Genomic DNA, 21,181 nt, shown 5'->3' on the forward strand with positions numbered 1-21,181 from the left:
AAATGACTAAGGTTCAACCGCGAACCGCGCCAGACGTCAATCCGTCGATGAGTCTGCGCGATGAAAAAACAAAAATGATGAGCAGAGGAATCACCGCAATGGCAGAGCCCGCCATCAACGCGCCCCACTCCGTATCAACGGGGCTTTGCACGCTGCGCAAGGCAAGAGGAAAGGTGTACATCTCAGGGGAACGCATCACCACCAGCGGGCCAATAAAGTTGTTCCAAGAGGCAATGAACGCAATCAAACCTAACGTGCCAAAGGCTGGGCCAAGCAAAGGAACAACCACACTCCAATAGATGCGCAACTCGCCACAACCGTCCATCCGTGCGGCTTCGATCAACTCTTTAGGAATCGCTGAAGAGATGTATTGACGCATCAAAAAGATACCCATCGCTGGTGCGGCGCCCGGCAAGTAAAGCGCTCGTGGTTGGTCGATCCAGTGGAGCGCATCCATGATCAAAAACGTGGGGATCATGCCCAAAAAGGCAGGCACCAACATCGTGCCCATCACCAAGGAAAACAAGGCGTTTTTGAACCGAAACTCGTAGACTGCAAACGCGAAACCCGCCATCGAACAAAACAGCAACGTCAAGCCCGTGCTCATGATGCCCACGTAAAGCGACCAGCCTAGGTTGGTCCAAAAAGGGATCTTCTTCATCAAGATCCCCATATTCGTGAAGAAATGGTCGCCAAAAAACAGGGGCGGTGGCACGCTGAAAATCTCGCTTCTAGGCAGTGTGGCAAACACAAACATGAAATAAAACGGGCCAAGCATCAGGGCCGCACCCAGCAAAAGCGCAATCCACCCGCCCCACCCCAATGTGCTGTCATCGCTTTGTTGCACATGACTCATGACTGCCCCTCTTTGCTTTTGAATGCCCGGTTCGTCAAGACGGTCATGGCAAGAATGATGATGAACAGCATCCAAGAAATAGCGCTCGCTAGTCCATAGTCGTTGTAATCAAACGCCGTTCTGAACATGTACATCGCGGTGGTCATGCCTGCGTACTCCATGCCGCCCTTGCCTCCCGTCAAGATGAACGGCTCTTCAAATAACTGCAAGCCACCAATGATGGTGAGCGTGACCCCAAAAAACATGATGGGCTTGAGTTGAGGCAATGTGATGTACCAAAACTGCTGCAAGCTTTTCGCACCATCCATGCGTGCTGCCTCGTATTGGTCGCGTGAAATGGCTTGCATCGCAGCCACATACAAAATCACGTTGAACCCGAGATACCGCCAAAACACGACAAAAGCAACAATCGGCTTGATGGTGCGCGGATCGCCCAGCCAATCCACATTTGCGCTGGGCAAGAGATGTTCAAAAACCTGTGACTTAGCCAGAGATGTGAGCATGGCATTCACCATGCCGTAATCCGTAGAGAACAAGGTGCTGAACATCATGGCAATCGCCACCGTTGAGGTGATGTAGGGCAAGAAATACGCACCCATCACCGCGTTGCGCCATCGACCTAGCTTTTCGTTGATCAGATAAGCCAACGGGATCGCAACAAGGTGCTGCGGCAAACCCGAGACAACCGCGAGCCAAAGGGTGTTGCCCAGCGAGGTCCACACCAAAGGATCTTCCAGAGCAAAAGACACATTCTCAAGCCCCACAAACTCCATCGATGCCAAACCTTTGACCGGGTCCCAACTGTGAAACATCAGCACAAAGGAAAACAAAATGGGGAACAAGCCAAACACCAAAAACAAAATGATGAATGGGCTGATCAGCACATAGGGCGCAACCGCGGGCTTGATGATGGGCTTCATCAGCGTCTCGCACGGCGTTGAATTTGGCTGTCTGCATCTTTGATCGCCTGCTCCACAGCTTTGCCTTTGGTCAGCACCAAATCCAACTCAGCGTTGACGATTTCTTCTGCAATCGTGTCGTTCTTAAAAACGCGTGTTGGCTTGATTTGCGCCGCAGTGCTGCGCCACTCCATGCGTGCCTTTTGTCCGCCTAAAAAGGCAACAGGTTGCTCAAAAAATGCGCCAGATTGCGCGTCAAGTAATGCAGGAAATGCGTTGAACTTTTCAAAAGCCAACTGCTGCTGCTGACGATTGAGCGTGAGATAAGCAATCAAATTCCAAGCCAACTCTTTGTTTTGTGCTTTTTTTGGAATGGCATAAAAGGTCCCACCCCATGAGGTGGCCGCCCGCTCGGGCAGCACCGTAGAGCGCCACATGCCAGCCGTGTTGGGTGCCAGCCAGTTGGCTAAATGCCCACCCAGCCACGCACCCATCATTTGCACTGACACCGTGCCACGCTTGAGTGACTCGCCCCACTCACCTGACCATGCATTGACTTTCGCATCCAAGCCCTCGGCCCTGATTTTTTTAGCCAACTCAAAACCTTTTTTGAAGCGCGGAGATGACCCCACCACCGACTGCCCCTTCGCATCAAAGTAAACCCCTTCATCCGCTGGAATACCCGTGCGAATGACGATATCTTTGACATCACGAGCATGCGCCACCAAATAAGCACCTGTGGCTGACTTGATCTTTTTGCCACTCTCAATAAAGCTGTCCCATGACTCGGTCAGATCGGTATCTTTCACCTTGGCTTTTTGGGCGAGATCGTGTCTAAAAAACATGGCACCGGGACCAATATCAGTGGGCATGGCCGTTTGACCTTGGCTGTCTGTATGCCCTTGCGCCATCGCAAAAGATACGACTTTTTTAGACGCATCCAGGGCGCGATAAGGCGGCTGACTCAAATCCTCCAAGGCTCCGCTTTGCGCGAAACGCCCCAAGTAACCATATTCAATCGTCATCACATCCGGCAATCCTGTGGCGGTTGCCAACGCCGTGGTCATCGCCGTGTGATGGTCCGCGTACTCACGCCCCACCACTTTGACATCGACATCCGGGTGGCTTTTTTGCCACGTCACTAGCGCCGCCTTCACGATTTCATCCACCGCTGGGTAGGCCGCAACGGTCAAGGTTTTTCTCTCAGCATGTGCGCTAAAAACCAGCAGCATGGCAAGAATGGACAACGAAAATTTTTTCATACAACCCCAAAATGAAAGCGCTTTCATTTTAGACGATTCAAGAAAAAAATAGTCCACGTTTACCCTGAGGATGGGTAGAGAGTTGCTAGCGACACCTAACGCAGTCAAGTCGCAAAATTAGCGGTCTTGGGTATGGTCTGAATCGATCAGAAGTTAGTAACTCAACTGCCCCCAAGCCTTATCCAGCCGCTTCACACTCACAGGCTGGGGCGTACGCAACTCTTGCGCGAAGAAGCTCACGCGCAGCTCTTCCAGTAGCCACCTGAACTCTTGCATGCGCGCGTCGGTCACGCCTTTGCGCTCAGCCACCAAGCGCCAATATTTTTGATCCAGCGGTTTGAGTTCGGCCAGTTTGGCGGCGTCGCGTGCGGGGTCAGCGCGCAGTTTGTCGAGGCGCAAAACCACGGCTTTGAGGTAGCGGGCTAAGTGTTGCAGTTGGGCGAATGGGGTGTCGGTGATGAAGCGCTTGCCCACCAAGCGTTGCAGTTGCTGGGCAGCGTCGGCCACGCTGTCGGGGCTGGTTTTGGTGTCTTTGACTTTGCGGTTGGCGGCGGCGAACTCGGTCAGCACGATGGCGGCCAAGCGGGCCACTTCGTTGGCAATGAGGGTGAGTCGGCCACGGCCTTCGTCGAGGCGGCGTTTGAAATCGGCCTCGTTGGCGGGTAAGGGGTCGAGCAAGAACGCACGGTCCAAGGCCACGTCCAAAATTTGCTGTTTCAACTCTTCGGCCGTGCCACCGCCCGAACCATCGGGTAACTTGCCGACCAACATGTAAGCGACCGAGATTTTTTGCAGGTCGGGTAAGTTTTTCTCCAAATACTTGAGCGCATCTTTGATCTGCATGGCAAACAAGCGGCGCAGGCCCGCGCGGTGTTTGGTGGCTGCCACTTCGGGCTCATCAAAGACCTCAATGCACACAGCATCACCCACATCCACCAAGGCGGGAAAGCCAATGATGGTTTGGTTGCCTTTGGTGATTTCCATCAACTCGGGTAACTCACCAAAGCTCCACGTGGTGTAGCGCTGCTCGGCGGGGGCTGATTTTTGGCCTGGGCCTGGTGCAGCACCATTTGCGCCACGCGAAGCGTTAGCCGGGCCACGCACAGACGCAGCAAAGCCCTGCCCCTGCGCGCCCGAAGCCTGCGGCCCACCTTGACCCGCATCCGTCCCGTCAGACGCCACCGACAACGTGCCCACGCCTTTGAGCGCCGCCAACGCCTGAAACGCGCCACGTGCTTGAGTGCCCAACTCGGCCTTCAACGCGCCCAGGTTGCGGCCGTGGCCCATTTGCCGACCGTGCTCGTCCACCACCCGAAAGTTCATGAACAGGTGCGGGGCCAGCATGTCGACTTTGAAATCTGCACGTTTCACGTCTACCTGCGTGGCGTCGCGCACCAGCTTGAGCAAGGCGTCCACCAAGGGGCCTGAGCCAAACGCCACATCAGAAGACAAGGCCTCGGTCAAGCGAGCGGCGCTGTCAGGCAAGGGCACCAAGCGCGAGCGGGGGCGTTGGTGCAAGGTTTTGAGCAAGGCATGAATTTTTTGGTTCAGCATGCCCGGCACCAACCACTCAGCGCGTTCTTCGCTGACTTGGTTCAACACAAACAGGGGCACGGTCACGGTCAAGCCGTCTTTGGCATCGCCGGGTTCGTGCAAATAGTCGGCCGGGCAGTCCACACCGCCTAGGCGCAGCGTCTTCGGGAACGCTTGCGTGGTGATGCCGGCTGCTTGGTGTCGCATCAGCTCTTCGCGGCTGAGGTGCAGCAGTTTTGGCTGGCGTTTCACCTCTTCGCTGTACCACGTTTCCAGCGTCACCAAACCGCACACCTCGGCGGGCAGTTGCTGGTCGTAAAAGGCGTAAATCAGCGCATCGTCGACCAGCACGTCTTGCCGTCGCGACTTGTGTTCCAGCTCTTCCACTTGCGCGATGAGCTTTTGGTTGGCGGCCAAGAACGGCAGTTTGGTGTCCAGCTCACCCGCCACCAAGGCTTCGCGAATGAAAATTTCGCGGGCACCCGCCAAGTCCACTTTGCTGTAGCTGACGCGGCGGCCGTTGTAGACCACCAAGCCATACAAGGTGGCGCGTTCTAAGGCTTTGACTTCGCCCGCTTTCTTCTCCCAATGCGGGTCGAGCAATTGCTTTTTGAGCAAATGGACGCCGACTTGCTCCAGCCACTGCGGCTCGATAGCGGCGATACCACGACCAAACAGGCGCGTGGTCTCGACCAACTCGGCCACCACCACCCAGCGCCCTGGCTTCTTGCGCAAATGCGCGCCGGGGTGTGGGTAAAACTTGATGCTGCGCGCCCCCAGATATTCGTAGCTGCTGGTTTGTCCTTGGGCGGGCTCAAGCTTGAAACCCACGTTGCCCAACAAACCCGCCAACATCGACAAATGCAATTGCTCGTAGCTGGCGGGCAAAGGGTTCAAGCGCCACTTGTGCTCGGTCACCACGGTCAGCAATTGCGAGTGGGTGTCGCGCCATTCGCGCACACGACGCACGTTGATGAAGTTTTGTCGCAACAGCGCTTCGTATTGGCGGTTGCTCAGCTTGTGCTCGGCATGCCCAGTGACACCCACGCTGGGTTTGCCTTTATTGGGGGTCAGATCCCGATTATTTAATTGGGATCTGACCCCGATTAATGGATTTGCCGCAGTTGGCAGGTGTTGCTTGCCACCGCGTGAGTTGTCTAGCCACTTCCACAGGTTGAGGTAGCCGCTGAATTCGCTGCGGTCGTCGTCAAACTTGGCGTGGGCTTGGTCGGCGGCGGCTTGCGCTTCCATGGGCCGGTCGCGCACGTCTTGCACGCTGAGGGCCGAGGCGATGACCAGTACTTCGTCCAAGGCGTTGCGGTCACGCGCTTCCAAAATCATGCGGCCAACACGGGGGTCTAGGGGCAGTTTGGACAGCTCGCGGCCCATGGGCGTGAGTTCGTTGTCGTCGTCCACCGCGCCGAGTTCGCTCAGCAGTTGGTAGCCGTCGGCGATGGCTTTGGGGCGCGGGGCCTCCAAGAACGGGAACTGCTCCACGTTGCCCAAGTGCAGCGCCTTCATGCGCAAAATTACACCGGCCAGCGATGAACGCAAAATTTCGGGGTCGGTAAAGCGCGAGCGGCCGTTGAAGTCCACCTCGTCGTACAAGCGAATGCAAATGCCGTTGGCCACACGACCGCAACGGCCTGCGCGCTGGTTCGCCGCAGCTTGGCTGATGGGCTCGACCATCAACTGCTCCACCTTGCTGCGCCAGCTGTAGCGCTTGACGCGGGCATTGCCAGCATCAATCACGTAGCGAATGCCAGGCACCGTCAGCGAGGTTTCGGCCACGTTGGTGGCCAACACAATGCGGCGTCCGCCACGGGTGTCAAACACGCGGTCTTGCTCGGCGCTGGACAGGCGTGCAAACAGCGGCAGCACCTCGGCGCTGCGCATCACGGGCGAGTGGCTCAGATGGGCGCGCAGGTGGTCTGCCGCTTCGCGAATCTCACGCTCGCCGGGCAAGAACACCAAGATGTCGCCCTGCTGCGAGGGGTTGCTCCACAGCTCGTCGACGCCGTCGGCGATGGCGTTGTTCAAGTCGTAATCACGGCTTTCTTCAAACGGGCGGTAACGCATCTCCACAGGGAAGGTTCGGCCCGAGACCATCAAGACCGGGGCGGGGCCTTTGGCAGAGGCGAAGTGTTGGGCAAACCGGTCGGCGTCAATCGTGGCCGAAGTGACGATGATTTTGAGGTCCGGCCTACGCGGCAAGATTTCGCGCAAGTAGCCCAGAAGGAAGTCAATGTTCAGGCTGCGCTCGTGGGCCTCGTCAATGATGATGGTGTCGTAGGCCTTGAGCAGCGGGTCGTTTTGCGTTTCGGCCAACAAAATACCGTCGGTCATCAGCTTGACCGAGGCGTCCTTGCTCAGGCGGTCTTGAAACCGCACCTTGAAACCCACCACATCACCCAAGGGCGTGTTCAGCTCTTCGGCAATGCGCTTGGCCACCGAGCTGGCAGCAATGCGGCGCGGCTGCGTGTGACCAATGATCTGGCGGCGCGGCCCACGCCCCGAGGAATTAGAAGAATTGGGGTCAGAACCCAATTGTTGTGAAGCCTGCTTTTGCCCGCCACGCCCCAGCATCAACGCCATCTTGGGCAGCTGCGTGGTCTTGCCCGAACCTGTTTCACCACACACGATGATGACTTGGTGCGCCTGCATGGCGGCCATGATTTCGTCGCGCCGCGCCGAGACGGGCAAGCCCTCAGGAAACTCTATCTTCAGCGGCTTGGCCACGCGAGCGGTCTCAGCCGCAGGCGTTGAAGGCGGGGTGGCGTTAAGTGGCAGTGAATTCGGCGAGGCATTCAAAGGTGAATTCGGCAATGCGTTCGGAGTTAAGGGGTTGGACAAAACAGGCGATAACTTGGGTGACAATCCGCAATTATCCCAGCCCGACCCAGCTGGCACCCTCTTTACCCCCACACGCCATGTCCGCTGTTTTTGATTTCACGTTTGTGCCTTGGTTTCGCTCGGTGGCACCCTACATTCACACGCACCGTGGCAAGACGTTTGTGGTGGGCATTGCTGGCGAAGCGATTGAGGCGGGCAAGCTGCCGAACTTGGCACAAGATTTGGCGCTCATCCAAAGCATGGGCGTGCGCATTGTGCTGGTGCACGGTTTTCGCCCCCAAGTGAACGAACAGTTGGCCGCCAAAGGCCATGTGCCGCAATATTCACACGGCATGCGCATCACCGACGGCGTGGCCCTCGACTGCGCGCAAGAAGCTGCCGGCCAATTGCGCTACGAAATTGAAGCGGCGTTCAGCCAAGCCCTGCCCAACACGCCCATGGCAGGTGCCACGGTGCGGGTGATTTCGGGCAACTTCATCACGGCACGACCCGTGGGCATCTTGGACGGCGTGGACTTTCAACACTCTGGGCTGGTGCGCAAAGTGGATGTGGCGGGCATCACCCAAACGCTCGCAGCGGGCTCGATGGTGTTGCTCTCGCCATTTGGCTTTTCGCCCACCGGCGAAGCGTTCAACTTGACCATGGAAGAAGTGGCCACCTCGGTCGCCACGGCCTTGCAAGCCGACAAGCTGATTTTTGTGACCGAGACACCGGGCATTCGCATCCACCCCGAAGAGCCAGCCAGCGAAGACAACCCGATCGACACCGAGTTGCCTTTGGACGCCGCAAAAAAACTCCTGGCCACCCTGCCCGCCACGTCCAACCCCTCAGACATCGCGTTCTATTTGCAGCATTGCGTGAAAGCCTGCGAAACGGGTGTGGAGCGTAGCCACATCTTGCCCTTTGCGGTGGATGGCGCGCTGTTGCTGGAGGTCTACATGCACGACGGCATCGGCACCATGGTGGTGGACGAAAAGCTCGAAGAGCTGCGCGAAGCCACGCACGAAGACGTGGGCGGCATCTTGCAACTGATTGAGCCATTTGAGAAAGACGGCACCTTGGTCAAGCGCGACCGCAACGAAATCGAGCGCGATGTGGGCCAATACACGGTCATTGAGCATGACGGCGTGATCTTTGCCTGCGCAGCGCTCTACCCCTACCCCGAAGCCAAAACGGCAGAGATGGCCGCGCTCACCGTGTCACCCATGTCGCAAGGTCAAGGCGACGGCGAAAAGATTTTGAAACGCATGGAGCAACGCGCACGCAACAAAGGGCTCAAGAGCTTGTTTGTGTTGACCACGCGCACCAAACATTGGTTCTTAAAGCGCGGTTTTGTGCAGGTCGATCCCGAGTGGTTGCCCGAAGCGCGCAAGCGCAAGTACAACTGGGACCGCAAGAGCTTGGTGCTGGTCAAGCACCTATAAACGGTACCTCTTCTTTTTTGCCGTTCGCGTCAGCGTCTGCGCTGACGTCTGCACTGGCGTCTTGCAAGCCATCCTCCCCCAAATCTAATGGCGCCCGCATGGCTCGCCAAGTGGTCAACAGCGCCAGCACGGCCATGGCACTGAACGCCACAAACGACCAGTTGGCAATCGAGCCACCCAAAAACGTCCAATCCACCTTGGCGCAATCACCGCCACCTTTGAAAATCATGGGGATGGCGCGCTTGAGGGGGAAGGTTTCGATCATGCCGTAGAAGTCGCGGCCACACGACACCACCTCGGGCGGGTACCACTGCAACCAGCTTTGACGCGCCGCTACATACGCACCGCCCACCGACAACAGAACCAGCCAGCTTCCCACGATCAAACTGGTTTTACGTCCCGGCAAGCACACGCCCAACAGCGCCAGCAAAGCCACCAAAATCATGGCGTAACGCTGCACGATGCACATGGGGCATGGTTCTAAGCCGACGACGTGTTGCAGGTACAAGCCGAACGCTAGCAGCCCCAGACAAGCGGTGAACAACAAGCCCCAGACACGACGCGGTTGATTCAAAAGTTCTAAGGTCATTTGCAGCTCCTACGTGACAAGTTTGACATTGTCGCTGTGAAACAATTGCGCCATGACGCTCAGCTTGCCCTCTCTCGCTCACACGCCCGATTTGCAGTCCTTTGTCTCGCAGATGAAGGCCTTGCTGGCCACACATGCCGACGAAACCACGGTCCTTCAACAAGGTCAGGTGCTGCTCGAAAACTTGCTCAAAAAAGACGATTGGCTACCCGACGAATTTGCCCAACCCAACCCCGAGCGCTACCAACAGTACCTGCTATACGCAGACCCTGACGACCGCTTTTCGGTGGTGAGTTTTGTGTGGGGCCCCGGCCAATCCACCCCCATCCATGACCACACCGTGTGGGGCTTGGTGGGCGTGTTGCGCGGGGCAGAGTTGGCACAGCCTTTTGCTAAGAATGCACAGGGCCAATGGGTGGCCAGCGGCCCCCAAACGCGGATCGAAGCGGGACACGTCGAGGCCGTATCGCCCACGATTGGCGATGTGCACCGCGTTTGGAACGCTTTGGCGGACAAACCCTCCATCAGCATCCATGTGTACGGTGCCAACATTGGCAAAGTCAGCCGCCATGTGTTTTTGGAAGACGGCACAGAAAAGACCTTCATTTCGGGCTACAGCAACGCCACCTTGGCAGACGCTGCGCAACCAGCCCCAGAGTTTGCGGAACGCCCCTTTGCCGACATTCGCCAAACGCTGCTGAACCGCGAAGAAATCGCCATTCTGGATGTGCGCGAAGAAGACCCGTTCGCCCAAGCTCACCCGCTGTTTGCAGCCAACATGCCCTTGGGCCGCATTGAGCTTGAAGCATGGTCACGAATTCCAAGGCGCAACACCCCCATCGTGGTCTACGGCGACTCACCGACGGGCGACGACTTGGCCTTGCCCGCCGCACGCATGCTGCGCCGCTTGGGTTACACCCACGTCACCCTGCTGGCAGGTGGTTTGCAAGGTTGGCACAACGCGGGCGGTGAGTTATTCCGCGATGTCAACGTGCCGAGCAAATCGTTTGGTGAGCTGGTGGAGTCCAAGCGCCACACGCCCTCGCTGTCTGCCAAGCAAGTCAAAGCACTGATCGAAGCCAACGCCGATTTGGTGGTGATGGACGCACGCCGTTTTGACGAGTACCAAACCATGAGCATCCCTACGGGCATCAGCGTGCCTGGTGCTGAGTTGGTGCTGCGTGCGCGCACGCTGGCCCCTAATCCGGCCACGCGCATCGTGGTGAACTGCGCGGGCCGTACCCGCAGCATCATTGGCACGCAGTCGCTCATCAACGCGGGCATTCCCAACCCCGTCACGGCCCTGCGCAACGGCACCATTGGGTGGACGCTGGCGGGTCAAGAACTGGTGCAAGGCGCCAACCAACGCTTCCCTGAAGTGACTGAAGAAAACCGCCAAAAGGCAGCGGCCATCGCGCAATCGGTGGCCATACGCGCGGGTGTCAAACGAGTGCTCATGGATGAGCTGCGCACTTGGCTGGCAGACAACACGCGCACCACTTACTTCTTTGATGTGCGCACGCCCGAAGAGTTTTCGGCTGGTCACATCGCTAGCGCACGCAGCGCCCCAGGCGGCCAACTGGTGCAAGAAACCGACCACCAAGCAGCCGTGCGCGGCGCACGTTTGGTGTTGTGCGACACCGATGGCGTGCGCGCCAACATGTCAGCCTCTTGGTTGGCCCAAATGGGCTGGGAGGTCGCCGTGCTGCAAGGCGCCGCGCCCGAAGACTTCAACCAACGCATGCTCAAAACCCCAAGGCCCGAGCCTTTAGAAACAGCTCCTTACGCCACCCCCGAGCAACTCAAAGCATGGCTGGCCGACCGCAACAGCCACACCGTGGTGCTGGACTTCAGCACCAGCGCCCAATTTGTCAAAGGCCACATCCACAGCGCGTGGTGGGCACTGCGTTCGCAGCTGGCTGAAAGCGTGAAGCGCGCTTACAAAGGCAACCGCTATGTACTGACCTGCACCGATGGCAGCTTGTCACGTTACGCCGTGGCCGAGCTCAAGGCATTGGTCAAACCCAGCGTGGAGATACTGCTGTTGCAAGGTGGCAACCAAGCGTGGGGCTACGCGGGCAACAAACTGCAAGTCAGCGAACACCAGCTGGGCGCCGAGCGGATTGACCGCTACCGCCGCCCGTATGAGGGCACCGACAATCCCGTGGCCGCCATGCAAGGCTATTTGGACTGGGAATTCGGCTTGGTCGAACAACTGGGCCGCGACGGCACCCACCATTTCAACGTGCTGTGAGCCCCTGCCCGTCAAACGGGCAGAGAAAAATTGCTACAGTCCCACCCCAATTGCAACGTTTATTTCAAAGAAAAAAATCACCATGGCACGCACTGTTCAATGCATCAAACTCGGCACCGAAGCTGAAGGCCTCGACTTTCCGCCCTACCCTGGCGAGCTGGGCAAACGCCTGTGGCAATCGGTCAGCAAACAAGCGTGGGCTGAATGGATGAAACAACAAACCATGCTCGTTAACGAAAACCGCCTCAACTTGGCAGACCAACGTGCCCGTGACTACCTCAAGCGCCAGATGGAAAACCATTTCTTCGGCGACGGCGCTGACGCCGTGCAAGGCTACGTGCCCCCCAACGCCTGATTGGGCGTGACGCCCACGCCTCCACAAGCTTCGTTGGCCCAAGCTTGGCACGCGAAGTCTGAGCATGGCCATGCTTGGCAAGGCCACACCAGCTGGTGCGTGGCGCAAGGCGACCTCAACCTTCCCGCTTTTTTAGCAACATGGCACGCTTGGACGCTGGACCCGCAGCGGCCCACCCATTTGCATGTCTTGGCACTGAGCCACAACGCTGCATCTGTCCACGCAGCGTGTCGTGTTGCAAGAACCACGATAGCCGCCTACGCCCCCCCGATTGGTTTGGCCTCTGCCATTGCCACCCACTCAAGCAGTGGTCAAGCTTTCCATGCACTCGCTGACCTGCTGCAACAAGTGACAGATCAGTGCTGGGGCTTGCTACCCGGCATGCACCGGCTGCGTTTTGCGCATGGCCACGTCACGCTGACACTGTGTGTCGGCGATTCCCCAGAATATGCAGCGCTCATGCGTCAACACCCCACGGGACCTTGCTTGCCCCCTGCTGATTTAGGTTCTGAAACAGCGCGCACCGTCACCGTCATTGGCTCAGGCATTTCTGGTGCAGGCACCGCACGCGCTTTGGCCGAACGCGGCTGGCAAGTCACCGTGTTAGATGCTGGCAGCACACCCGCCGCAGGTGCTTCGGGCGTGCCCGTGGGCGTGATCGCCCCGCACACCTCGCATGATGACAGCACCGTCTCGCGCCTCACTCGCGCAGGCGTGCGCTTGATGCGCCACACCTTGCAAACGTGGTTGAACGAAGGTAACGATTGGGTGTCGACTGGGGTGCTCGAGCGTCGCTTGCCCGGCAAAACGCGGCGCGGTGGCGTGCCTTTGAGTTGGCTGAACGAACTCGCTGAAGTGGCCCAAGACTGGACCCACAAAGCGCCGCATCCTGCCCCAGACGATGCCTATTGGCACGCCAAAGGCGCATGGCTGCGGCCTGCACAGCTGGTGCGTGCGTTGCTCGACCACCCGAACATCCGTTGGCAAGGTCACGCCAAACCGGATGCCTTGAAGTACGTGGCTAGCCATTCAAACGGCACAGCACTGGGCGACGAAACGCCATTTCCGGCAACATGGCAGGTCCTGCAAGCGGGCACCGTGCTGGCGGAGGCTTGCCGCGTGGTGATCGCCGCAGGTCCGGGCTCTGCCGCCTTGGTCGCCAGCGCCACCACAGACGGCAGCAGTCCACTCATCAACCCTGTACGCGGCCAAATTTCGTGGGGCTTGATGGCCGATTTACCCCATGGCACGCCGTTGCCTGCTTCGCCCGTGAACGGCAATGGGGCTTTTGTGCACAGCGTGTCCACCGATGAAGGCCCTGCTTGGTTTGTCGGCTCCACCTTTGATCGACTCAACGACCAACCTGATGTGCTGGCTGACGATCACCAAGAAAACCACAGCCGCCTTGCAGCCTTGCTGCCCGACACGGCACACGTGCTCGCGCCGCTGTTTGGCGTGCCCAACACCGCACAAGGCGAGCCCACACACGCAGTGGCCAACGGACTCAAGACCGCACCTGACGCCCCATACACCGTCCGCGGCTGGGCTGGCATTCGCTGTGGCACACCCGACCGGTTTCCGGTGGTGGGCGCCGTGCCTCACGCGCCCGAGGGTTTGTGGATCAACGCCGCCATGGGCTCGCGCGGCCTGACCTTGGCCCTGCTGTGTGGCGAGATCTTGGCCGCCCGCTGGCAAGGAGAGCCGCTGCCTGTGGAAGCCAAAATGGCCAAAGCCATGGACGCCGCGCGTTTCACATTCAAGCCATAAACGGCTTGACCGACGGTTACCCGCTCCCCACGCGATACTTCTGGCATGACCGATTCCGCAAAGCCCACAACCTCGCACCAAACAGCGCCAGCCCCCGTGAGCTTGGCCGAAGGCTTTTGGTTTTGGCTCAAGCTCGGCTTCATCAGTTTTGGGGGCCCTGCGGGGCAGATTGCCATCATGCACCAAGAGCTGGTCGAGCGACGCCGTTGGATTTCTGAGCGTCGCTTTCTGCACGCGCTGAACTACTGCATGGTGTTGCCAGGGCCTGAGGCGCAGCAGCTGGTGACCTACATAGGCTGGCTCATGCACAAGCGCTGGGGCGGTGTGGTCGCAGGCGCGTTGTTTGTGTTGCCCTCGTTGTTCATCTTGATCGCGTTGTCTTGGGTGTACATCGCGTTTGGCGAGGTGAGCGTGGTGGCCGGTTTGTTCTACGGCATCAAGCCTGCGGTGACAGCCATCGTGGTGCAAGCGGCGCATCGGATTGGCTCTAAAGCTTTGAAAAATCAGGTGTTGTGGGCCATCGCAGCGGCTTCGTTTGTGGCCATCTTTGCGCTCAATGTGCCGTTCCCGTTCATCGTGGCTGGTGCCGCGTTGGTGGGCTATGTGGGCGGACGCTTGTCGCCCCACACCTTTGAAATCGGCGGTGGGCATGGCGCGAGCAAAACATCGTCCGGGCCTGCGCTGATTGACGACCACACTCCCACGCCCGACCACGCGCGCTTCAGCTGGGCGGGCTTGATGCAGGTGCTGGTGGCGGGTGCCGTGTTGTGGAGCGTGCCGATGGGCGTGTTGTGCGCCGTGTTTGGCTGGGACCACACCTTCACGCAAATGGGCTGGTTTTTCACCAAAGCCGCCTTGCTGACCTTTGGCGGCGCCTATGCCGTGCTGCCTTATGTGTACCAAGGCGCGGTAGACCAATTTGGCTGGGTCACCCCCACGCACATGATGGACGGCTTGGCCTTGGGCGAAACCACACCCGGCCCGCTGATCATGGTGGTGGCCTTTGTGGCGTTTGTGGGCAGTTACCTCAAAGCGCTGCTGGGGCCAGACCACCTGTTTGCGGCTGGCGCTTTGGCAGCGTGCTTGGTGACGTGGTTCACCTTTTTGCCCTCGTTCATCTTCATCTTGGCGGGCGGCCCGCTGGTCGAGAGCACGCACCGCAACCTCAAATTCACCGCGCCCCTCACCGCCATCACCGCCGCCGTGGTGGGCGTGGTGCTGAACTTGGCGCTGTTCTTTGGCTACCACTTGTTGTGGCCCCAAGGCTTTGGCGGCGCAGACGCGCAAGCGTTAGGCAGCGGCCAATGGCAAGACCCGCTGTGCATGGGCTTTGACTGGCGCTCGGCCTTGATCGCCTTGGGCGCAGCCCTGGCCCTTTTCAAATACAAACGCAGCGTGATGCAAGTGATCGGCGTGTGTGCCTTGATCGGTCTGGCCATCAAAACCCTGACACTTTGAAGCTTTGACCATGCACACCCTCTCGCAACTCCGGGCTGGAGAACTCCACGGCATTACCCGACTGCAATTGCGCGAGGGTTTGACCACGTTCCCACCTGAGATTTTTGAGCTGGCCGACACGCTGGAAATTTTGGACCTGTCGGGCAACCAACTCACCGCCCTGCCCAACGACTTGCCGCGCTTGCACAAGTTGCAAGTGATCTTTGGCTCGGACAACCCGTTCACCGAATTGCCCGAGGTTCTGGGTCAGTGCCCCAACCTCACGATGGTGGGTTTCAAAGCCAACCGCATTCGCCACGTCTCGGCAAAGGCGTTGCCGCCGCGTTTGCGCTGGTTGATCTTGACGGACAACCAGATCGACACCCTGCCTACCGAACTCGGGCACTGCACCGATCTGCAAAAACTCATGCTGGCTGGCAACCGCTTGAGCCAGCTGCCTGAGACGATGGTGAATTTGCAGAAACTGGAATTGCTGCGTATCTCGGCCAACCAATTCACCGCCCTGCCCAAATGGCTGCTAGAACTGCCGCGTCTGAGCTGGCTGGCGTTTGCGGGCAACCCGTTTTGCGCGGACCTTGAAGCTTCGGCGCTGGCCAATGCGGCGACCCAAGCCATTGACTGGGCCGATTTAGAGGTTGAAGCCTTGCTGGGTGAAGGCGCATCGGGCTTGATTTACCGAGCAAACTGGACACCCGCCAAAGCGCATCCAACGCGCTCGCAGCACGTTTCATCGAGCGCGACTATTTCCACTGATTTGGCCGCGCCTGTTTCTGCATCAACACCACTGGCGGTCAAAGTGTTCAAAGGCAGCCTCACCAGCGACGGTCTGCCCTTGAGCGAAATGGCGGCCAGCTTGCATGCGGGCAGCCACCCCAGTTTGGTTGCGGTACACGCGACCGTGACTGGCCATCCCAACGGCAAACAAGCTTTGGCCATGCCTTTGGTGACGCCTGATTTTCAAAATTTGGCGGGACCGCCCAGCTTGGCGTCCTGCACCCGAGATGTTTACGCCCCTGAGACCCGCTTCACTTGGGACGCCTTGTTGCGACTGGCGCACCACATCGCTTCTGCGGCACAGCACCTGCACGCGCGCGGTCTTCACCACGGCGATTTGTACGCACACAACATCCTGTGCACCACAGACGGGCGTGCCTTATTGGGCGACTTTGGTGCTGCTGCATTGACTGACCCGCATCAACCCGAAACGGCCTTAGCCCTGCAACGACTGGAAGTGCGTGCTTTTGGTTGTTTGCTAGAAGAGTTGTTGGATCGTACCGACTTGGCTCATCCGAACACAAACTCGGCACACGCACAACAGCAACAGCAACAGCAACAGCAAATTTTGCAAGCCCTCCAAATCGCCTGCATGCAAGCATTGCCCAGCCAACGCCCTTTGTTTGTGCAAATCTCGCACACCTTGAACCAACTGGTGAGCGCTTAAGGCAAGCGGCCGAAATACGCGCACCAAACCGGGTCAAAAACCCTCCGAAGTGGCACCATGCGCATGGCCCAGCCCTTGCTAATTGGATTGAAACACCAGTTAATTAAAGGGCAAGCACCATGAACCGCAAGGACGTGACAGAAAAAATCATTGGCACCAAAGTGTCCAAAGGCATCAAGTGGGAAGATGTGGCCAAAAAAGTGGGTCTATCCAAAGAATGGACCACCGCCGCCTGCTTGGGCCAAATGACCTTGGATGAAAAACAAGCCAAAGTAATTGGCAAGATCTTTGGCCTCAACGCCGAAGAACAAAAGTGGCTGCAAGTCGTGCCCTACAAAGGATCGCTGCCCACGCCCGTGCCCACCGACCCCTTGATTTACCGTTGGTACGAGATCGTCAGCGTGTACGGCACCACCATCAAAGAGCTGATTCACGAAGAGTTTGGCGACGGCATCATGAGCGCCATCGACTTCTCCATGGACATCGTGCGCCAACCCGACCCCAAAGGCGACCGCGTGAATGTGGTGCTGTCGGGTAAGTTTTTGCCTTACAAGCAGTATTGAGCGCTAGACCAAATAAAAAACCCTCACTACATGACGTAGTAAGGGTTTTTTAGATTGAAAAACTGTGACGGATTAGCGAGGCAATTCGCACTTTTGCTGCATCATCATGTTGGTTAGGTGAACTTTACGGTTGTCAGCAGCTGAGATAGCCTCGTTTGCATTCATGTGCGTCCCAACGATGGCAGGCCAAAACAGCAAGCGCGCAACGTTGCCACCTGTTACGCCTTTTTCAGCATCGGCTTCTTTCTTGAAGCGCTCAGCTTCTGCAAGCTCGTTTTGTAATTGAGGACACGTCAAAGACGAATCGTTGGGTTTGATGGTTTGAACCACAGTGGGCGAAGCGCAACCTGCTAGAACGACCAACAATACTAAAGTTAATTTTTTCATGATACTTTTGTGTTAAAAAAATTTAGTATATATCTTTAAATTAATTTCTTTTAGTCCAAATTAAGAAAAAAGGGGCTGACCCCCAACGGTGTCAGCCCCTTTGTCGCATGCGGCAATCGGTTTATTTGTAAAACGCTTCCACTTTGCCCTTGATCTTAATAACCAGCGGGTTGCCCTTGCGGTCACGGGTTTTAGCCACAGGCACGCGGACCCAGCCTTCGCTGATGCTGTATTCCTCCACGTCAAAGCGCTCTTTGTCGTTGAAGCGAATGCCAATGTCGTGCTCAAACACGGCGGCAATGTGGTGGGGGCTGCGCGGGTCGACAGACAGGCGGTCGGGCAATTCGGGGCGGGTGGTAGGTTCAGTCATAACCGTTGATTTTCCATGATTTACAGGCCTACTTAGCCGCAACCGCCAAGCCTGCCAAGCCCCTTATTCTCCAAAAGCATATATGTACAACGAAAAAATCGTTTGTTTTGGCATAAAGAGCCCCTACAGTCCGTGCCATGCAAGATTTTGGATTTGTCTTTGCCGGCTTCTTTGTCGGCCTCATCGTGGGTTTAACAGGCGTGGGCGGTGGCTCATTGATGACGCCGATTTTGATTTTCTTCTTTGGCATCAAGCCTTACATGGCCGTGGGCACCGATTTGTTGTTCGCGGCCTTCACCAAAGCGGGCGGTACCTTTAGCTTTGCGCGCCAACGCTTGGTGCCTTGGCGCGTAGTGATGGCGTTGTGCGCTGGCAGCTTGCCAGCCTCTGCAGCCACACTGTGGGTGCTACACAACGTAGGGCCGTCTGACCCCGCCGTGCAAAAAGTGATGACCTTCACCCTCGGCCTAGCGCTGTTGTTGACTGCCTGCGCCATGCTATTTAAGGTGATTCGCGGCAAACAAGCCCCGGTGGTGCTGGCCGAGGAAAACTTAAACGCAGCCACCCAACCCCGTCATTGGGCCCTGCCCCTGTTGTTTGGCGCTGTGATCGGCACTTTGGTGACCCTCACGTCTGTCGGCGCAGGAGCCATTGGCGTGACGGTGCTTATGATCCTTTACCCGCAATTGCCGCTGTCCCGTATCGTGGCCGCTGACATTGCTTATGCCGTGCCACTGACTTTGGTCGCTGGTTTGGGCCATGCCTCGTTGGGCTCGGTGGATTGGTCGTTGTTGTCGCTCTTGTTGGCAGGCTCTTTGCCCGGCATTTGGGTGGGTTCACGGCTGATGCACAAAACCCCCGAGCGGGTGATTCGTTCCATCCTTTCTGTGTTGCTGGCTTGGGCTGGCAGCAAACTGGTTTTCGCTTAATTTTTTGCCTGAGTTTCAGATGTACCAATACACCGACTTCGATCAGCAGTTCATCCAAGCCCGCGCGGCGCAGTACCGCGACCAATTGAGCCGCCACTTGGCTGGCAAATTGCCAGACAGCGACTTTCGTCCTTTGCGCTTGCAAAACGGCTGGTACGTGCAACGCTACGCCCCCATGTTGCGCGTGGCCGTGCCTTACGGCGAACTCAACAGCGTCCAATTGCGCGTGTTGGCCCAAATCGCACGCGACTACGACACGCCTTCGGCTGAATTGATGGAACGTGCCCAAAGCACACAAGACAAGATTGGTGGGATTGACGCGCCGAAGCTGACCACCAACTACGGCCACTTCACCACCCGCCAAAACGTGCAATTCAACTGGATTCCGTTGGACAAAAGCGCCGACGTGATGGAACTGTTGGCCAGCGTCAACCTACACGGCATCCAGACCAGCGGCAACTGCATTCGCAACATCACCAGCGACGAACGTGCCGGCATTGCGGTGGACGAAGACGTCGACCCACGCCCCTACGCCGAAGTGCTGCGCCAGTGGAGCACCTTGCACCCCGAGTTCGCCTACCTGCCTCGTAAATTCAAAATCGCCATCACCGGCGCCAACGAAGACCGCGCGGCCATCGAGTGGCACGACATTGGCCTACGCTTGCTGCGTGACGACGAAGGCAACGTGGGCTTCAAAATTTTCGTGGGTGGCGGCATGGGCCGAACGCCCATCATTGGCACGGTGATTCGTGAGTTCTTACCTTGGAACCAAATCATCAATTACCTTGAAGCTGTGGTGCGCGTTTACAACGGTTGGGGCCGCCGCGACAACATCTACAAAGCGCGTATCAAGATTTTGGTGAAGGCCGAAGGCCAACGCTACTTTGACGAAGTCAATGAGGAGTTTGACCGCATCTTGGAAAGCGGCGCCCACCACACCATTCCACAAACCGAGCTGGACCGCGTGACCGCTTGCTTCGTCTCGCCCCCTGTCGACGTGGTGTCCGACGAAGCTCAAGAAAAAGCCGAGCAAGCCTTGTTGGCACAAGCCAAGGCCGACAAAGAATTCACCCGCTGGTTGCAACAAAACGTGACCAGCCACCAGAACCCTGGCCTGCGCGTGGTCACCCTGTCGTTCAAACGTTTGGGCCAAGCCCCAGGCGACGCCACCGCTGACCAACTGGCCACCGCCGCTGACTTGGCTGAGAAGTTCAGCGCCGGCGAAGTGCGTGTGAACCACGATCAAAACTTGGTGCTGCCTTGGGTGCGCATTGACCAATTGGCCGATTTGTACCAAGCCGCCAAAGCAGCTGGCTTTGCCCGCGCCAACGTGCATTTGCTGACCGACATGATTGCCTGCCCTGGCGGCGACTACTGCGCCTTGGCCAACGCCCGTTCGTTGCCCATCGCAGCGGCCATCACCGAGCGTTACCAAGACCTCGACGAGTTGTTTGACTTGGGCGAGATTGACTTGCACATCAGTGGCTGCATCAACTCGTGCGGCCACCACCACAGCGGCCACATCGGCATCTTGGGTGTCGATAAAGACGGTCAAGAGTGGTACCAAGTGACCCTCGGCGGCTCGGACGGTTCGTTCTTGAGCGGCCCCTCCAAAGCCGGCAAAGTGGTCGGCCCCTCATTTGCCGCTGCCGAAGTGGTGGATGTGGTGGAAGCCATTTTGGACGTGTACCGCGACAAACGCGAGGGCGCAGAAACCTTCGCACGCACGCTGAACCGCGTCGGTATGGACGACTTCAAAGCCGCCGCCAACGCTGCCCGTAACACCACGGCGCGTGCTCACTAAACAAGCGGTCTAGAAATACACGACCTGAACCCGATCAATAGAATTGCCATGACCCTGCAAATCATCACCCATCACACGTCTGAAGGTGCCAACGCCCGCGCTTTGGCCAACGACGTAGACGTGCAAACCCTAGACCTCGAAGGCTTGGAACGCATCGACCTGAACTTTCCGAAATTCACCGATGGCCGTGCTTTCAGCCAAGCCTTTGTGCTGCGCCGTCGTGGTTTCACAGGCGACATCCGCGCCCACGGCGATGTGTTGATTGACCAACTGCTGCAAATGCAACGCAGTGGTTTCTCAAGTGCCGTGCTGCGCGAAGACCAAGACGCCCTCCACGGTGAAAAGCTGTTGGGCTTGTACACGCGCTTTTACCAAGGCGATGCGGTACACGCCACACCACTCTTTGCGGACGCGTCCTAAGCACGGTCACCCTTTCA

General features: G+C 57.9%; 16 protein-coding genes and 2 pseudogenes. 11 read left to right on the top strand and 7 right to left on the bottom strand.

The window, feature by feature from the left end:
* Nucleotides 1–13: 13 nt before the first annotated feature.
* From B9Z42_RS10415 to hrpA, 4 genes are all read right to left on the bottom strand, one after another.
* Entirely contained in the window at nt 14–856 is an 843-nt protein-coding gene (locus B9Z42_RS10415) for a carbohydrate ABC transporter permease (RefSeq protein WP_100133325.1), read from the bottom strand.
* Nucleotides 853–1,776, bottom strand: a complete 924-nt coding sequence (locus B9Z42_RS10420; RefSeq protein WP_100133326.1) for a carbohydrate ABC transporter permease — start codon at nt 1,774–1,776, stop codon at nt 853–855. The genes B9Z42_RS10415 and B9Z42_RS10420 overlap by 4 nt, the downstream gene beginning before the upstream one ends.
* On the bottom strand, nt 1,776–2,987 hold the full coding sequence (locus tag B9Z42_RS10425) for an ABC transporter substrate-binding protein (protein WP_233203605.1): 1,212 nt from the start codon (nt 2,985–2,987) through the stop codon (nt 1,776–1,778). The genes B9Z42_RS10420 and B9Z42_RS10425 overlap by 1 nt, the downstream gene beginning before the upstream one ends.
* Nucleotides 2,988–3,170: 183 nt before the next feature.
* The gene (gene hrpA / locus B9Z42_RS10430; RefSeq protein ID WP_100133501.1) at nt 3,171–7,223 is read right to left on the bottom strand and encodes an ATP-dependent RNA helicase HrpA; all 4,053 of its coding nucleotides are present in this window, start codon (nt 7,221–7,223) and stop codon (nt 3,171–3,173) included.
* A gap of 257 nt (nt 7,224–7,480) precedes the next feature.
* On the opposite strand from hrpA, the gene argA reads away from it, so the two are divergent.
* A complete protein-coding gene (gene argA, locus B9Z42_RS10435) occupies nt 7,481–8,827 on the top strand; it encodes an amino-acid N-acetyltransferase (RefSeq protein ID WP_100133328.1) in 1,347 nt (448 codons plus the stop codon).
* A 94-nt stretch (nt 8,828–8,921) separates the two neighbouring features.
* On the opposite strand, the pseudogene B9Z42_RS10440 reads toward argA, so the two are convergent.
* Nucleotides 8,922–9,416, bottom strand: a pseudogene (locus B9Z42_RS10440) (disulfide bond formation protein B); the annotation flags it as partial.
* A gap of 112 nt (nt 9,417–9,528) precedes the next feature.
* Between B9Z42_RS10440 and B9Z42_RS16365 the strand changes: the two are divergent.
* The 7 genes and pseudogenes from B9Z42_RS16365 to cynS form a co-directional block, all read left to right on the top strand.
* Nucleotides 9,529–9,951: pseudogene (locus B9Z42_RS16365) on the top strand (cysteine dioxygenase); the annotation flags it as partial.
* A 93-nt stretch (nt 9,952–10,044) separates the two neighbouring features.
* Nucleotides 10,045–11,670, top strand: a complete 1,626-nt coding sequence (locus B9Z42_RS10445; protein ID WP_199172045.1) for a rhodanese-like domain-containing protein — start codon at nt 10,045–10,047, stop codon at nt 11,668–11,670.
* A gap of 82 nt (nt 11,671–11,752) precedes the next feature.
* Nucleotides 11,753–12,025: an oxidative damage protection protein gene (locus tag B9Z42_RS10450; protein ID WP_100133331.1), complete on the top strand. Its 273-nt coding sequence runs from the start codon at nt 11,753–11,755 to the stop codon at nt 12,023–12,025.
* Nucleotides 12,026–12,031: 6 nt separating this feature from the next.
* On the top strand, nt 12,032–13,792 hold the full coding sequence (locus B9Z42_RS10455; protein WP_143474077.1) for an FAD-dependent oxidoreductase: 1,761 nt from the start codon (nt 12,032–12,034) through the stop codon (nt 13,790–13,792).
* Between the two features lie 45 nt (nt 13,793–13,837).
* Nucleotides 13,838–15,250, top strand: a complete 1,413-nt coding sequence (gene chrA / locus B9Z42_RS10460; RefSeq protein ID WP_100133333.1) for a chromate efflux transporter — start codon at nt 13,838–13,840, stop codon at nt 15,248–15,250.
* Between the two features lie 10 nt (nt 15,251–15,260).
* Complete coding sequence (locus B9Z42_RS10465; protein ID WP_100133334.1) at nt 15,261–16,691, top strand: leucine-rich repeat-containing protein kinase family protein; 1,431 nt, start codon at nt 15,261–15,263, stop codon at nt 16,689–16,691.
* A 119-nt stretch (nt 16,692–16,810) separates the two neighbouring features.
* Nucleotides 16,811–17,254 carry a cyanase gene (cynS, locus tag B9Z42_RS10470; RefSeq protein WP_100133335.1) on the top strand — a complete coding sequence of 148 codons (444 nt, stop codon included), beginning with the start codon at nt 16,811–16,813 and terminating at the stop codon, nt 17,252–17,254.
* Nucleotides 17,255–17,326: 72 nt separating this feature from the next.
* Here cynS and B9Z42_RS10475 read toward each other — a convergent pair whose 3' ends face one another.
* Together B9Z42_RS10475 and B9Z42_RS10480 are read right to left on the bottom strand one after the other, a co-directional pair.
* Nucleotides 17,327–17,641, bottom strand: coding sequence for a hypothetical protein (locus B9Z42_RS10475; protein WP_100133336.1), 315 nt, complete (start codon nt 17,639–17,641; stop codon nt 17,327–17,329).
* A gap of 121 nt (nt 17,642–17,762) precedes the next feature.
* A complete protein-coding gene (locus B9Z42_RS10480; RefSeq protein ID WP_100133337.1) occupies nt 17,763–18,011 on the bottom strand; it encodes a DUF3297 family protein in 249 nt (82 codons plus the stop codon).
* A 137-nt stretch (nt 18,012–18,148) separates the two neighbouring features.
* On the opposite strand from B9Z42_RS10480, the gene B9Z42_RS10485 reads away from it, so the two are divergent.
* Genes B9Z42_RS10485 through B9Z42_RS10495 form a run of 3 tightly spaced genes read left to right on the top strand, consistent with a single transcriptional unit; the run spans nt 18,149 to nt 21,164 of the window.
* A complete protein-coding gene (locus B9Z42_RS10485) occupies nt 18,149–18,940 on the top strand; it encodes a sulfite exporter TauE/SafE family protein (RefSeq protein ID WP_100133338.1) in 792 nt (263 codons plus the stop codon).
* Between the two features lie 19 nt (nt 18,941–18,959).
* On the top strand, nt 18,960–20,744 hold the full coding sequence (locus B9Z42_RS10490) for a nitrite/sulfite reductase (protein ID WP_100133339.1): 1,785 nt from the start codon (nt 18,960–18,962) through the stop codon (nt 20,742–20,744).
* Between the two features lie 48 nt (nt 20,745–20,792).
* Nucleotides 20,793–21,164, top strand: coding sequence for a DUF934 domain-containing protein (locus B9Z42_RS10495; RefSeq protein WP_100133340.1), 372 nt, complete (start codon nt 20,793–20,795; stop codon nt 21,162–21,164).
* The last annotated feature ends 17 nt before the right edge of the window (nt 21,165–21,181 follow it).

The sequence above is a fragment of the Limnohabitans sp. B9-3 genome, from assembly GCF_002778325.1.
In the GTDB taxonomy this organism is placed as follows: domain Bacteria; phylum Pseudomonadota; class Gammaproteobacteria; order Burkholderiales; family Burkholderiaceae_C; genus Limnohabitans; species Limnohabitans kasalickyi.

What these genes read in the sequence shown, in the direction of transcription:
- B9Z42_RS10420 (WP_100133326.1), bottom strand. Translation starts at nt 1,776, where the DNA reads ATGAAGCCCATCATCAAGCCCGCGGTTGCGCCCTATGTGCTGATCAGC.
- B9Z42_RS10485 (WP_100133338.1), top strand. Translation starts at nt 18,149, where the DNA reads ATGCAAGATTTTGGATTTGTCTTTGCCGGCTTCTTTGTCGGCCTCATC.
- B9Z42_RS10465 (WP_100133334.1), top strand. Translation starts at nt 15,261, where the DNA reads ATGCACACCCTCTCGCAACTCCGGGCTGGAGAACTCCACGGCATTACC.
- argA (WP_100133328.1), top strand. Translation starts at nt 7,481, where the DNA reads ATGTCCGCTGTTTTTGATTTCACGTTTGTGCCTTGGTTTCGCTCGGTG.
- B9Z42_RS10475 (WP_100133336.1), bottom strand. Translation starts at nt 17,641, where the DNA reads ATGAAAAAATTAACTTTAGTATTGTTGGTCGTTCTAGCAGGTTGCGCT.
- B9Z42_RS10490 (WP_100133339.1), top strand. Translation starts at nt 18,960, where the DNA reads ATGTACCAATACACCGACTTCGATCAGCAGTTCATCCAAGCCCGCGCG.
- B9Z42_RS10450 (WP_100133331.1), top strand. Translation starts at nt 11,753, where the DNA reads ATGGCACGCACTGTTCAATGCATCAAACTCGGCACCGAAGCTGAAGGC.
- cynS (WP_100133335.1), top strand. Translation starts at nt 16,811, where the DNA reads ATGAACCGCAAGGACGTGACAGAAAAAATCATTGGCACCAAAGTGTCC.
- hrpA (WP_100133501.1), bottom strand. Translation starts at nt 7,223, where the DNA reads ATGGCCGCCATGCAGGCGCACCAAGTCATCATCGTGTGTGGTGAAACA.
- B9Z42_RS10480 (WP_100133337.1), bottom strand. Translation starts at nt 18,011, where the DNA reads ATGACTGAACCTACCACCCGCCCCGAATTGCCCGACCGCCTGTCTGTC.
- chrA (WP_100133333.1), top strand. Translation starts at nt 13,838, where the DNA reads ATGACCGATTCCGCAAAGCCCACAACCTCGCACCAAACAGCGCCAGCC.
- B9Z42_RS10415 (WP_100133325.1), bottom strand. Translation starts at nt 856, where the DNA reads ATGAGTCATGTGCAACAAAGCGATGACAGCACATTGGGGTGGGGCGGG.
- B9Z42_RS10495 (WP_100133340.1), top strand. Translation starts at nt 20,793, where the DNA reads ATGACCCTGCAAATCATCACCCATCACACGTCTGAAGGTGCCAACGCC.
- B9Z42_RS10425 (WP_233203605.1), bottom strand. Translation starts at nt 2,987, where the DNA reads ATGCTGCTGGTTTTTAGCGCACATGCTGAGAGAAAAACCTTGACCGTT.